Source organism: Planktomarina temperata RCA23 (assembly GCF_000738435.1).
In the GTDB taxonomy this organism is placed as follows: Bacteria; Pseudomonadota; Alphaproteobacteria; order Rhodobacterales; family Rhodobacteraceae; genus Planktomarina; species Planktomarina temperata.
The window spans coordinates 165,502-179,970 of the sequence record NZ_CP003984.1 but is presented as its reverse complement, the minus strand read 5'-3'; the positions used below and the strand labels follow the sequence as shown (position 1 = coordinate 179,970).

Annotated in this window: 9 protein-coding genes; 4 read left to right on the top strand and 5 right to left on the bottom strand. The window is 55.2% G+C overall.

Features of this window, described 5'->3' with window-relative positions; genetic code table 11:
- Window positions 1-26 precede the first annotated feature (26 nt).
- The 3 genes from pta to RCA23_RS00805 all read right to left on the bottom strand — a co-directional run bounded on the left by pta (window position 27) and on the right by RCA23_RS00805 (window position 4,396).
- On the bottom strand, window positions 27-1,031 hold the full coding sequence (gene pta / locus RCA23_RS00815) for a phosphate acetyltransferase (protein ID WP_052376958.1): 1,005 nt from the start codon (window positions 1,029-1,031) through the stop codon (window positions 27-29).
- 11 nt (window positions 1,032-1,042) lie between these two features.
- Window positions 1,043-2,812 carry a sulfoacetaldehyde acetyltransferase gene (xsc, locus tag RCA23_RS00810; RefSeq protein ID WP_044048628.1) on the bottom strand — a complete coding sequence of 590 codons (1,770 nt, stop codon included), beginning with the start codon at window positions 2,810-2,812 and terminating at the stop codon, window positions 1,043-1,045.
- A 144-nt stretch (window positions 2,813-2,956) separates the two neighbouring features.
- On the bottom strand, window positions 2,957-4,396 hold the full coding sequence (locus tag RCA23_RS00805) for an EAL domain-containing protein (protein ID WP_169701293.1): 1,440 nt from the start codon (window positions 4,394-4,396) through the stop codon (window positions 2,957-2,959).
- A gap of 227 nt (window positions 4,397-4,623) precedes the next feature.
- Here RCA23_RS00805 and RCA23_RS00800 point away from each other — a divergent pair, with 227 nt between their 5' ends.
- Genes RCA23_RS00800 through RCA23_RS00790 form a run of 3 tightly spaced genes read left to right on the top strand, consistent with a single transcriptional unit; the run spans window position 4,624 to window position 9,043 of the window.
- Window positions 4,624-5,940 carry an O-acetylhomoserine aminocarboxypropyltransferase gene (locus RCA23_RS00800; RefSeq protein ID WP_044048626.1) on the top strand — a complete coding sequence of 439 codons (1,317 nt, stop codon included), beginning with the start codon at window positions 4,624-4,626 and terminating at the stop codon, window positions 5,938-5,940.
- Window positions 5,937-6,725: an alpha/beta fold hydrolase gene (locus RCA23_RS00795; protein WP_044048625.1), complete on the top strand. Its 789-nt coding sequence runs from the start codon at window positions 5,937-5,939 to the stop codon at window positions 6,723-6,725. The genes RCA23_RS00800 and RCA23_RS00795 overlap by 4 nt, the downstream gene beginning before the upstream one ends.
- A 14-nt stretch (window positions 6,726-6,739) precedes the next feature.
- On the top strand, window positions 6,740-9,043 hold the full coding sequence (locus tag RCA23_RS00790) for a 3-hydroxyacyl-CoA dehydrogenase/enoyl-CoA hydratase family protein (protein ID WP_044048624.1): 2,304 nt from the start codon (window positions 6,740-6,742) through the stop codon (window positions 9,041-9,043).
- 2 nt (window positions 9,044-9,045) lie between these two features.
- On the opposite strand, the gene RCA23_RS00785 is transcribed toward RCA23_RS00790, so the two are convergent.
- Entirely contained in the window at window positions 9,046-10,620 is a 1,575-nt protein-coding gene (locus RCA23_RS00785; protein ID WP_430903132.1) for a trimethylamine methyltransferase family protein, read from the bottom strand.
- Between the two features lie 98 nt (window positions 10,621-10,718).
- On the opposite strand from RCA23_RS00785, the gene RCA23_RS00780 reads away from it, so the two are divergent.
- Window positions 10,719-13,124 carry an FAD-dependent oxidoreductase gene (locus RCA23_RS00780; RefSeq protein ID WP_044048622.1) on the top strand — a complete coding sequence of 802 codons (2,406 nt, stop codon included), beginning with the start codon at window positions 10,719-10,721 and terminating at the stop codon, window positions 13,122-13,124.
- Window positions 13,125-13,167: 43 nt separating this feature from the next.
- On the opposite strand, the gene RCA23_RS00775 is transcribed toward RCA23_RS00780, so the two are convergent.
- Window positions 13,168-14,469: an ABC transporter permease subunit gene (locus RCA23_RS00775; protein WP_044051154.1), complete on the bottom strand. Its 1,302-nt coding sequence runs from the start codon at window positions 14,467-14,469 to the stop codon at window positions 13,168-13,170.

Here is a 14,469-nt window from a genome sequence, read left to right as displayed (position 1 = left end):
GGGTAGGACCCCCTATTGCCTGCAGTTCAGGTATTTTTTTGAACGGCCGCTTGAGCTGCCGTTACACAAATCATGTCAATGATATCATCCGCAGTACAGCCGCGTGACAAATCATTCGCTGGTCTTGCCAGGCCTTGTAAAATCGGGCCAATGGCCTTGGCGCCACCAAAACGCTGCGCAATTTTATAGCCGATATTGCCGGCATCCAAATTCGGAAAGACAAAGATATTTGCCTGCCCGGCAACGGGTGAACCGGGTGCTTTCGCGGCACCGACCGATGGCACCATGGCCGCATCGAATTGCAACTCACCATCAACCACAAGATCCGGTCGCGCCGCCTGCACCATGGCGGTGGCCTGGCTCACTTTGGTGACATTGGCATGTTTGGCACTGCCGCGCGTGGAGAAAGACAGCATCGCGATTTTGGGCTCCAGCCCGGTGAGACAGCGCATCGATTCCGCAGAGGAAATCGCAATATCGGCCAATTCTTCAGCGCTGGGGTCAATCACCAGACCGCAATCGGTGAAGACGTTCACCGGGCTGGGCAGATCCGGGCGATCTTCGAAAAGCATAAAGAAAAAAGACGATAAAAGCTTTGTACCCTCCGCCGTGCCAATCACTTTGAGTGCTGCGCGGATGATATCGGGTGTGGAATAGACTGCGCCACCAATCGTACCATCGGCATCCCCGGCCGCGACCATGGCGGCTGCGAAAAAGTTGGCTTGGGACAATTCAAGCTGGGCTTTTTCGGGCGTCATGCCCTTGGCCGCACGCTTGCGCACATAATCTGCAATATAGCCGGGCAATCGCGGGCTTGTGGCGGGGCCTTCGATTGCGATATCGCCCACTGAGCCCGCCGCAGCAAGCGCCGGTTGCACCAAGGCCGGGTCGCCGATGCAAATAATTTTTGCCAAATTAGCAACAGAAGCCGCAACCGCGGCTTCTGCAACGCGAGGGTCGGCGCCCTCGCTCAATACAATGGTTGGTGTTGCGCCAGAGGTGGCGGCAAGAATATCGCGAAATGCCGCCACACCGAAGCTCCTTATTCAGCCGCCATATCTGTCGAAGACACGCCTGCAACTTGAACAGGTTTTTTCATTGCGTCCCGGCGGAAAGGCTCACCCAATTCTTGGTTCAACAAGACCTCGATCAAAGTGGTTTTATTGTTTTCCATTTGGTCTTTGATGGCTTGGTTTAACACATCGGTCAACTCTTCCATGGTTTTCACTTGCACACCAATCAAACCACAGGCCTGCGCGATGCCGGCATAGGAGACTTTGGTGTCCAACTCAGTGCCAACAAAGTTATCGTCGAACCAGAGGGTTGAGTTGCGCTTTTCTGCACCCCATTGGTAGTTGCGGAACACGATCTGTGTCACAGCAGGCCATTCGTCCCGACCAATGGCCGTCAGCTCATTAACCGCAATCCCGAAGGCGCCGTCACCTGCAAAACCAACCACAGGAACGTGAGGTTGGCCAATTTTCGCGCCAACGATTGACGGCAGACCGTAGCCACAGGGACCAAAGAGACCCGGAGCCAGATACTTTCGGCCTTCATCAAAGGAGGGGTAGGCGTTGCCGATGGCGCAGTTATTGCCAATGTCTGAGGAGATAATTGCCTCTTTTGGCAGAGCCGATTGGATAGCACGCCAAGCCATACGCGGAGACATCCAATCTGGCTTGTCCGCACGTGCACGCTGGTTCCAAGTGGTGCCTGGATCATCATCTTCGTGATCCATTGAAGTCAACTCTTGCGCCCAAGCTGATTTGGTTGTCGCGATCAAGTTCTTGCGCTCCTCACGACCCGCATCGCCGGCCGTATCAGACAGGCGCGCCAGCAAGCCTTGCGCCACTTTTTTCGCATCCCCAACGATGCCCACGCTTACAGGCTTGGTCAAACCGATCCGATCTGGGTTGATATCCACCTGAATGATTTTCGCATTCACCGGCCAGTAATCAATCCCGTAGCCCGGCAGTGTTGAGAAGGGGTTAAGCCGTGTGCCCAGCGCGACCACGACGTCAGCCCGTGAGATCAGCTCCATGCCCGCTTTTGAGCCATTATAGCCCAAAGGACCGGCAAACAAAGGATGCGAGCCAGGGAATGCATCATTGTGCTGGTAGCCCACACAGACCGGTGCATCCAAACGCTCTGCCAAAGCGGCAACATCGTCAAACGCATCGGCCAGAACAACGCCGGCGCCATTCAAGATGACCGGGAATTTCGCATTCGAGATCAACTCAGCCGCTTCCGCAACCGCGCTCTCCCCACCTTGTGGGCGCTCGAATGCAACGATTTTTGGCAACTCAATATCAACAACCTGGGTCCACATATCGCGCGGAATGTTGATCTGTGCCGGGGCGGAGGCCCGATGCGCCTGCATAATGACACGGTTCAGAACTTCTGCCACCCGGCTCGGGTCGCGAACTTCTTCTTGGTAGGCAACCATATCTTCGAACAATTTCATTTGTTCAACTTCTTGGAAGCCACCCTGACCGATGGTTTTATTGGCCGCTTGTGGTGTGACCAACAGCAGGGGGGTATGGTTCCAATAGGCGGTTTTGACCGCAGTAACGAAATTGGTAATGCCAGGACCGTTTTGTGCGATCATCATGGACATTTCGCCGGTGGCGCGGGTGTAGCCATCCGCCATCATCCCAGCGGACCCTTCATGGGCGCAGTCCCAAAACATGATTCCAGCTTTTGGAAAGATATCAGAAATAGGCATCATGGCAGAACCAATGATCCCGAAAGCGTGGCGGATACCGTGCATCTGGAGCGTTTTTACAAAGGCTTCTTCAGTGGTCATTTTCATGGGGCAGCTCCTTAAAGGGATTGAATATGCCACGGTTTTCTCTCGCAGCATCTCTGTGGGTTAATGTCTGCCCTTCTATTAGGACATAGGCAATGACATATTTAGGGCCAGTTCCGACCCTCAAATATATCCACATCGATATTTTCACTCAGATGTCGTTTTTTGAGACCGCCGGCGCAATATTTCTTCGAGCCAATAGTCAGCTGTCCCTGGTTTTCCAAGAAAATACCCCTGCGCATGGGTGATTCCCACTGCGCGCACGAGGTCTAGTTGATTCTGAGTTTCGATTCCCTCTGCAATAATTTCAAAGCCCATAGTTTTGGACATCTCAACAAGTCCGCGCATAATCCCCTCACGGCTTTCTTGTGTCAGGCTTTGCACGAAACTTCGGTCAATTTTCAAAATATCGATCGGATATTCCAGCAATCGCTCAAGGTTGGACATACCAATGCCAAAATCATCTAAGGCAATCCGCACGCCCTTGGATCTCAGCCTATTGATGAGCGTTTTGGTGGCCTCGGGATTTTCAATCACGGTGCTCTCGACAATTTCAAAAACTGTCATTTCTGGCGGCAGGCCGTTGAGCAAGGCTTTGAGCCATTCCGCGTCTGCGCCCGGCAGTACAGTATTGTTCAGAAACTTGCTCGAAATATTCCATCCGCAGTAGATCGGCGGGTCCAATTTGGAAAATCCAATTGCAGCCGCATTGGCCTCCTCAAGTGGTGGCCGGACGCCGCGTTTATAACTGTCCGCCATCAGATCCAAAAATTGGCCTGGCAATAATATCTCACCATCCGGCTTGACCCATCGGATCAAAGCCTCAACCCCTTCAATTCGATCCTGTTCCAAATCAAAAATTGGCTGAACAAAATAGGTGATTTCCCCATTTTCCAAAGCCGCTCCGACCTCCTCAGCAGAAGGGCGTGACTGTTTTTGCCGCATGCGGAGCACAACATCTTGATCCGCTACTAAAATTTGATTCTTACCCTTAGATTTCGCCTCATAGAGCGCCGCGTCGGCAACATTCAACGCATCTTCCATGCTCTGATCTGGCCGCAATTCGCACACGCCAATGCTCGCGGTGCGGATCACCCGGCGCCCCGCGACCTCCATATCGGCCTCCACCACCGCTTGCAAAAAGCGGCGCGCCACCTGCCCAGCGCTCTCCAAGTCACAGCCCTTAAGAAAGACGCAGAACTCATCCCCACCAAGTCGCGCGACAAAATCTCCAGGACGACAAGCCGCCACCATGGCATCAGTCACCTTGATCAACAACGCATCCCCGACATCATGGCCATAGGTGTCATTCACGGTCTTGAACTCATCCAAATCCACATAAAGCAGCGCGTGGGTTTCGCGGCGCTTGTGGCGGTCGATCCGATCCACCAAGTACCGGCGCGATTGCGCCGCAGTCAGGTCATCAAGATCAACATAGCGAGAGAGCTTGGAGTTCGACAGGCGCAACCGGTCAATAAGGCGGCGCATTTTCCGGCGCTCAACGCGACCGCGGTGAAGCATATAAAGCAAGAAAGCCAGCGCCACCAAGAGCAAAACTAAAAATAATACATGAAATATCAATGTCATAATGGAAGTATTAAAACCCATCTCCCGCCCGTAGCGCAAGACAAAATCGTGCAAGACGCAGTCTGCCCCCTGTGCAGGCCCAATCTCACCCTACGTCACATCTCCCAATATTCTCGAAATTTCAATTATATATGATGGTAACGCATGAAATTCCATGGCGCAGACGCTTGAGCTATGATCCATTGCGCGATAGCAACGACGCTGAAATCTTGCCCAGGAGCACACTCATGGCTGACTATAAGTTCGACACCCTATCGCTTCACGCCGGCCAAAGCCCCGATGCGCGCTTTGGCAGCCGGGCCGTGCCTATTCACCAAACCACCAGCTATGTTTTTGACAGCACGGAACATGCCGCTGCCCTGTTCAATATGGAAGTTGGCGGGCATATCTACTCCCGCTTGACCAATCCCACCGTCGCCGTGCTCGAGCAACGCCTGGCCGCTTTGGATGGCGGGGTTGCAGCCATTGCAACGGCCTCTGGCATGTCAGCGCTGTTTGTGACCGTTCTGGCACTTTGCTCAGCCGGCGATCACATCGTCAGCTCCTCGCAAATGTATGGTGCGAATATCAACCTGTTTGAGCATACGCTGAAACGCTACGGGATCGAGACCAGCTTCGTGCCACCGAATGACCCCACAGCCATTGCTGAGGCCATTCGCCCCAATACGAAAATGGTCTTTGGCGAAGTGATCGGCAATCCCGGGATGGATATCATGGACGTGCCGGCTGTGGCCAAAATCACCCAAGCCGCGGGCATTCCCTTAGTCATCGACGCCACGTTCAACACCCCTTGGATGGTCAAACCGATCGAATTGGGCGCAAATGTCGTGATCCATTCGCTCACCAAATGGATGGGTGGCCATGGCATTGCTTTGGGTGGTGCCGTGATTGACGGGGGCAATTTCGATTGGGGGCAAAATGATAAATTCCCCATGCTCACCACCCCGCATTTCGGCTATCAGGGCGCGATTCTTTGGGAAGAGTTTGGCCCGGCGGCCCTGTCAGTACGCATCCGCACGGAAGGCATGATGAATGTCGGCCCCTGCATGTCACCGCAAAATGCGTTCTACATCTTACAAGGCCTGGAAACGCTGGGTCTGCGGATGGAAAAACATATGTCCAACACCGCAGCCATGTTAGAGTTTCTCGTAGGTCATGAGCAAATCGCCTGGGTCAAACACCCCAGCTTGCCTGATCATCCAGATCATGACACCGCCATGCGTCTCATGCCCAAAGGCCAAGGCTCAATCATTGCCTGCGGCATCAAAGGCGGCCGTGACGCGGGTCGTGCCTTCATAGAATCTGTGCAGCTGGCCAGCCATTTGGCCAATGTGGGCGACGCCAAAACGCTGGTGATCCACCCCGGCTCCACCACGCATTCACATCTGACCTCTGAGGCCATGGCCTCAGCTGGGCTGACCGATGATTTGATCCGAATTTCAGTGGGCTTGGAAGACCAAAAAGACATTATCGATGACTTCAAACAAGCGCTGCGCACGGCTGGAAAATTAACCGCTGCCAAGGCAAAAGGAACAGGCGCATGAAACTGACGCTGAATAATGTCGAAATTTTTGCCTCAACCGGCGGGCGCGATTTTGATCCATCATCAGGACCGGTTGTGCTCTTCGTGCACGGCTCCGGCCAATCGCATCTTGGCTTCATGTTGCAACATCGCTTTTTTGCCAATCGTGGCTTTCAATGCATCACGCCCGATATGCCAGGACATGGCTTGTCGAAGGGCGAGGCGCTCACAACAGTGGAGGCCATGGCCGATTGGTATGCACAATTCATGCAAGCGCTCGGCATCCCCAAAGCCATTTTGGTCGGTCACTCCATGGGCGGTTTGATCGAATTGGAATTGGCCAGCCGCTACCCTGATCTCGTTGCCAAGGCGGCCTTTATCAGCACGGCGCTGGCGATCCCGGTCAATGACGCTCTGATCAATCTGGCCGCAACAAACGAAAGCGCGGCCATTGCCGCGATGATGGACTGGGGCCATGGCACAGCAGGGCATATTCATGACCACACAATGCCCGGCACCTCGCATATGCTTTACGGCAGCCGCCTTATGGCTGGCAATGCGCCCGGAACACTTCACAAAGATTTGGTGGCTTGTAACGCCTATGACAATGGCCCCACCGCTGCGCAATCTGTCACCTGCCCCACCTTAACCGTGGTCTGCGGCCAGGACCGAATGACGCCCCGTAAAACTGGATTGGCCCTGCAGGCTGCGCTAGGGGGTGAGCTGGTCGAAATTGCCCAATCGGGCCATATGTCGATCACCGAACACCCTTTTGACGTCAACAAAGCCCTCCGGGCATTTTTCTAACAGGCACATCGAGCATGACATTCAAACGCATCGCAGTGATCGGCGCTGGCACCATGGGCTCTGGCATCGCCGGCCAAATCGCCAATGCAGGCCAAAAGGTTCTCCTCTTGGACCTCACAACCCAAGCCACCGATTACGCTTTGGAACGGCTGCAAAAGTCTGAGCCCGCACCTTTGCACCAGCGTGGCAATGTTGATCTGATTGAAACTGGCACCATCGAGGCCGATTTTGACAAGCTCGCCGAATGCGATTGGATCGTTGAAGCGGTGGTCGAACGGCTCGACATCAAACGCGATCTGTACAAACGGTTGGATGCGGTGATCAGCGACGACTGTATCGTCACCTCCAACACCTCCACCATTCCAATCAAACTATTGGTGGCAGAAATGCCTTTGGCCTTCCGGCAAAGGTTTGCCATCACCCATTACTTTAACCCCGTGCGCTACATGCGCCTTTTGGAGCTTGTCCGCGGCGCAGACACCCGCGCCGATGTGATGGAGCGCCTGTCGCGCTACAATGACGAAATTCTCGGCAAGGGCGTGGTTCCTTGCAATGACACGCCAGGATTTTTGGGCAACCGCGTTGGGGTCTTTGCGCTGCAAGTGGGTATGGACGAGGCCTTTAAACAGGGGCTTTGCATCGAGCATGCCGATGCTCTGATGGGCCGTCCCATGGGCATTCCAAAAACGGGGGTGTTTGGTCTTTACGATATGATTGGCGTGGACCTCATGTCCGATGTGGTGGACACTTTGGGCGATATTCTACCAGAAAATGACGTATTTCACGCGGTTGGACGCTCCAACAACCCGGCAAACGCCCTGATCGATAGGATGATCTTTGAAGGTTTCACCGGCCTGAAATCAGGCAAGGGCGGGTTTTATCGCGAGGATCAAGCCCTTGATTTGACCAGCGGCGCACTGCGACCGCGCATCACCGAGCTGCCAGCCTTGGCACAAAAAGCCGCCAATGCGCAGCAAGATGGGCTCGAAACCCTTCCCATGATGATCGAAGGCGCAGAGCCGCATCACAAATATTGTCGCAATTTCCTCGGCCGCGTGCTGGCCTATGCGGCCGCTTTGATCCCGGATGTCACCGGCACGCCGCAAGACATTGATGACGCGATGAAGATGGGATTCAACTGGATCCGCGGCCCATTTGAAATGATCGATGCTTTGGGCGCTGACGTGGTCATAAAATTGGCCCAAGACGCCGGCTGCACCATTCCCCAAGCCCTGCAAACATCCGCAGATCATGGCCCGTTCTATCAGGTGCAAGAGGGCACTTTGATGGTCCGCAATTTTGATCAAACTGCATCACAGCTCAAACCCGTGCAGCTGCCCGAAGGCACAGAGCGCTTTAGCCTCACGCGCCGAACTCTGACCCCCATTGCCAGCAACCGCGCAGCCAGCCTTTGGAGCCTGCCCGGCGGTCTGCGCTTGGTGGAGTTTCATTCCAAAGCCAATGCACTCACAGGTGAGAGCATGGCCATTGTGCGCCAAGCTGCCGAGGATCACGGCACAGGCATTTTGATCCATAACGACGCGCAGCACTTCAGCGCAGGGGTTGATTTGAACCGCTTTGCCGATTTCATTGCCCGCGAAGCCTGGGGGGAAATGGACGCCTTTCTCAATGACTTCCAACAAGCCGTTGCGGCGCTGAAATATTGCCCCGTGCCAGTTGTGGGCGCGCCCTCGGGTCTCTCGCTTGGCGGAGGCTTCGAAGTGCTTTTACATTGCGACCGACTGCTCACCCATGCCAATTCCGTGCTGGGATTGGTGGAAAGTGGCGTTGGGGTTGTGCCCGGCGGCGGCGGGGTTAAAACCACCTACCAACGCTGGTTTGAGGCAACGGGCGATGCAGAGACCGCCGCTTGGGAAACCTGGATGCAAATCGGTTATGGAAAAACCGGCGAAAGCCCTGAACAGGCTACAAAACTTCGGTATTTCCGGCCCGGTCATGACGAAACAGTGATGAACCGCGACAAGCTCATCACCCGCGCCAGCGCGATGATCCGCGACATGGCCCCGGGCTACACACCGCCAGAGCCACCAAAAATGACCCTGCCAGGGCAAGCCATCTTTGCAAAAATGGACGCCTTCATGGCCGATGGCCTGGCAAAGGGCTGGTTCAAACCGCACAATAAAACCACGGCCATGGAAATCGCGACCATCGTGGTCAACACCAGCTCCGATGCGCCGCTGGAGGTCACAGAACAAGATATGTTCGACCGCGAGCGCGCCGCCTTTCTTCGGCTCGCCAAAACCCCCGAGACCAAAGGCTGGATCAACGCCATGCTCAGCGGGGCCGCAATCGAATAAAACTATCGCTGCGGTGGCAGTTGGATGTCGAAGGCCGCGCGAATACGGGCATCGGCTTGGGCCGACAAATAGGTCGGATGCCGCTGCAACAAAGTGCGCGCCGTGGCTTTGGCCCGGGTCTGCGCATCCATGCTGCCCCGTTCGCGCCACGTAATCGGCGCCTCTCGATCGGCGGTCTCAGGATAGAAATAATCCCGCTCCATCGCCGCCATCGTTTGGGGATGACCTAGGAAATGCCCCTCCCCTTGGACCACGTCCACAATCACATCAAAACCGAGGTTCTCATCGGTCACCTCAACCCCGCGCAGCATGCGATAAATATTGCCAAGCATATCATTGTCGAGAACAAACCCTTCGAAAGAAACCCCGAGCAAAGCCGCGGTCATGCCGGCGCTTTCGTAGATCATATTGGCACCCGATAAGGCTGCAGCGAGGGCCGTCACCCCTTTCTCCGCACCATATTGCGCATCAATCGCCTTGGAATCAGTCATCGAGCTGGCGACACCGCTGACCAGGCCCAACCAATTTGAAAGCTGCGCTGATGCGGCATTCATGAGGGCAATCTCACCACCTCCGCCCGAGAACGCTCCACTGCGCAGATCAATCACAAATGGCCAGTTGGAAAAAATCATCGGATGGCCAGGCTTCATCACATGCACCATGGCCAGAGCCGCCAATGTTTCCGCCAAAGATTGCGCCAAAAATGCCGCGGGGGTGGCCGGCGCTGTTGCCCCTGATTGTGCCGCGGTGATGCAGCTGACCGTGATATTATGCGCCACGCATTCAAAACACACCTCGACCGCATCCGCGCCAAATCGCAGCGGTGAAATCATCGGGCTGATATGGGCCGCCAACCACGGCCGCTCCGAAAACGCCCCCTCGCGCCCCTCCGCCATATCCATCATCTTAACGATGGGCGCCACATGGTCCGCTAAGGTGAAAGAGGTGGCCACAGGTTTGCTGGTGCCTGCGAGCAAGGCATAGGCTGTATTGATATCCAAAGCCTCCTCTCCAACCAAATCGGTGGCAACGCAGCAACGGGTAAACCAGCTGACATTGGTCAATTGGTCCTGAAGCCGGGCAAAATCATAGAGGTCCTGCAGCGTTGATGCACGATAATCGCCACTGTCCAAATCCAAAGTCTGCACCGCCGCGCCTCCGGTGCCAAAATGCACCCGATCCCCACCCACTTCGATGCTGCGCGCGGGATCCCGGCCGTGCAAAGTGATGGTTTTTGGAGCAGCGGCAACGGCCTGCGCAATCAAGCGACGCGGTATATAAATCCGCCCAGATTCGAATCGAGCCCCCTGCTGCACAAAGAGATCCCGCAAGCGGTCCGGCACCTCGCCAACCCCAAGCTCTTCGAGCAAGCGCAGGGCGACATCGTAGATCTGCTCCATATCAGACATACTCAAAGGTTTATATTGCCCGCCAAACCCGCCGGGGGGCGCGGGATTTATCGGCAAGGCTTTACTGCGCCGCAGATGTCGCCCCGCTCTGCCACCTGTTGCGCGCGCCATAACACTCCCTTCGATTACTTTTGCAGGCACCGTCTCGCGCACGCGGGCTTCGGTCAAGGAAAATAACCGCGCTGGCAGACTATCAAATGGTGGAAAAATATTTTCAAAACCCCTTCCAATGTGCCAGGAATAAGGTGCGGATCAGGAGGCAGGCAATGAAATCTCAAGCACGCGTTGTGGTTATCGGCGGCGGAATCGCCGGTTGCTCAACCCTTTACCATTTGACCCAGGAGGGGTGGAGCGATGTGGTTCTGGTGGAGCGCGATGAATTAACCTCCGGCACCACCTGGCATTCTGCGGCGCAGGTCACCAATTTCGGCATGTCGCAGGTGATGATTGGTCTCAAAAGCCATTCGATCAAACTCTACAAAGAGCTGGCCGCAGATCCTGAATACCCGGTCGGATATAACTTTGGAGATGGCGGCATCCGTCTGGCCAATACGCAAGCTCATATGGACGGATACGCGCATTTCACCAGCCTGGCCAAGGGCATGGGGGTTGAGTTCGAAGTGCTGGATGCACAGGAATGCGCGCGGCGGCATCCGTTGATTTCGACCGAAAACCTAATGGGCGGCCTCTGGGATCCAAGTGACGGGCATATCGATCCGGCCCAGCTCTGCCAAGCCTTGGCACGCCGGGCCCGCGCCGCCGGTGCTGAGGTCTACCGTTTCACCTCTGTCACGGACCTGACGCAACATGCCGATGACAGTTGGACGGTGCACACGGACAAGGGCGATATTCGCGCAGAGATTGTCGTCAACGCCTGCGGGTACCGGGTCAATGAGGTTGGCGCTATGATGGGAGTAGAGCATCCAGTCGCAAGCATGGAGCATCAGTATTTCATCACCGAAGATATGCCGGGCGTTATGGAGGCCGGGCATCGGATCCCACTGCTGCGCTGCCCGATTTCAGACTATTATTCGCGGCAGGAAAAAAATGGTCTCTTAGTCGGGTTTTATGAACAAGGTTGCAAGACCTGGGGCATGGATGGGATTGATCCCAAATTCAGCAATGATCTGTGCCCGGATGACTTGGACCGGGTTATGGATGTGTTGGAAGGGGCAATCTCCCGTATGCCCGCCCTTGCGGAAGTTGGCATCAAACAGGTGGTCAATGGCCCCATCACCTATACCATCGACGGCACCCCTTTGGTTGGGCCGATTCCCGGCAAGCGCAACGCCTTTTGCATCATAGGTCTCAGGGCCGGGCTTGGTGAGGGCGGTGGTCACGGCTGGCTACTGGCACAGCAAATTGTCCATGGGGAGGCCTGTTATGACACATGGGCCTTAGATCCACGGCGTTTCACCGGCCATGCCACGCAAGAATTGACGTCCCTTTACGCCATCCAAGATTATCAAAACGAGTTTCGCTTTCATCTGCCCCATGAGCACCGCCCGGCGGGGCGCCCAGCCAAAACCACACCTCTGACCCCGATCTTGGAGCAAGCCGGCGCACATTTCACTGTGGTCAATGGCTGGGAGCGGTCGGACTATTTCAAACCCACCCCCGATTTTGTGGAAGACTATGGCTATAGATACACAAAGGTGCATGAGCTGGTCGCAGCCGAGGTGGCACGGGTGCAAAATCATGTGGCGCTTGCGGAAGTGAACGGGTTCAATCGGATTGAGATCACCGGCCCAGGTGCGCGCGATTGGCTGGATTATATGATCTGCTCTCGCGTGCCGCGCAAAATTGGAAAACTGGGGCTTGGGTATCTTCTCAATGATTATGGCAATGTGAAAGCAGAAGCCACAATCGCCAATCTCCCAGATGGCCGCATTTGGTATGGATCGGCCGCAGCCGCAGAATTCCATGATATGGATTGGTTGAGCAAGCATCTGCCGAAAGATGGCTCCGTCACGCTGCGCAGTTTGACCAATGACCACACGATCTTAGTCTTGGCCGGGCCAAAATCCCGCGCCGTGCTCAGCGCTTGCGCCAGAGGCGATTGGTCAGCCGCAGGCTTTCCTTGGCTTTCGGTCCGCGAGGCCCGCATTGGACATGCGCCGGCAATCGTCATGTCGGTGAGCTTTTCAGGTGAATTGGCCTATGAAATCCACCTTCCCAATTCCGCGCTCTTCGCCGCTTACTCGGCGCTGATGCGGGCCGGCGCCGCCCATGATATCGGACATTTCGGCGCGCGCGCCGTGGACAGTATGCGCATGGAGAAAGGCTATCTCCACTGGAAATCAGATCTGATCACTGAGTTTGACCCCTATGAGACTGGACTCGACCGGTTTGTCTGCCGCGACAAAGACTTCCTCGGAAAAGCAGCGCTCATGGCCCGCGGCGACAAGAAACGCCGCCGACTGCGGATGCTTGAGATTGACGCCACTCACGCAAGCCCACAACCCAGCGACAGCCTTTATGCCGGCGGGCGGCTGATAGGCTCGGTCACCTCTGCCGACTGGGGGCACCGCACGGGCAAGAATATCGCCTATGCCTTTATGCAGCCCGATATCGTCGAGGGCATAACTGTTGATATCATCGGCAAGCCCTATGCGGCCAGACTTCTGAACGGGCCAGTTTACGACCCAGACAACAGCCGGGTTAAATCTTAAAGCCGCATAAAAAACGGGCCCATAGGGCCCGTTTGATAAGGTCTTAAACTTTACCTTTCCAAGGCACCAGCCAGCCTTCAAGCTTGCGGATTCCAATGTCGATGGCAAAACCGATCACACCAATGAGGATAATCCCGACAATCACGATATCTGTCAGCTGAAACTTAGCCGCGACCATGATCATCATGCCAAGACCTTTTTCCGCCGCCACCAATTCAGCCGCCACAACCGTGCCCCAACACACGCCCATGGCCACCCGTGCGCCGGTAAAAATCTCAGGCAGGGAGTTTGGAATGATCACCTTACGCAAAATTTGCGATTTTTTGGCACCCAAGGAATAGGCCGCATGCACTTTGGCAATGGCCACACCGGACACGCCAGAGCGCGCCGCGATAGCCATGATCCAGAGCGCTGCAAGAAAGAGCAAGATCACTTTGGACGTCTCACCAATGCCGAACCAAATAATCATCAAGGGGATCAAGGCCAAGGGCGGCACAGGGCGCATAAATTCGACAATCGGATCAAACCAGCCCCGCGCCCAATTGGTCAGCCCCATGGCGTAACCGAGGGGAATACCCACAAGCGCGCCAAAGATAAAACCAAGCAACACACGTTGCAAAGAGGCCCAAGTATGCTCAAGCAGGGTGAAATTGCGATACCCTTCACGATTCAGCTGTAAAAAGCGGTTCGTCGTCACTTCCGGAGCAGGCAGATAGAGCCGCGCCATGCGAAACCCGGTGGAGGGTTCGAAGAACGGTGTGCCTTTTTCGGTGAGCGCCAAGCGTCCCTCGGACAAGATAATCTGCTCACCAGGTGTGAGGGCCTGTCCATTGAGATGGGTCACGATGGCCCCATCTGATTTTTTGAACTCATCATTTTTGAACACAGAGACCAGCTTTGATCCATAACGCGGGATGACCAATGTATCGTTCTTTGCGAACCCTTCGCCGAGATCGACGTCAGGTTTGTTCGGAATTTTCCCTGGCGCTCCATTGGCATCTTCTGTCAGTTGAACATCTTCAGGGTAGACCAAAATGGAAACGGTTGCGTCATCGCTGCGTCCATCAGGCAAGGTAGAGGTATAGGTGAATTCCACCATACCCTCGAACGGACCTTTGGCCTTGAACAAAGGCAAGGATGAATTGGTAAAAGCCACCCAAAGGGCGAAAATCGCCAGAACCGAAATCACTGACGCGGCCCGGTTCGCCTTTACAGCGCTTTCATCGCCAAAGGTCACCGTCTTGAGTGAGGTAAAATCAGCGCGGGTAAAAAATCGTTTTGTGGCCCAAGCTACAATCACCATACTAACCGCAAAAATCGCGATATATACGGCAAGAAGGATCAA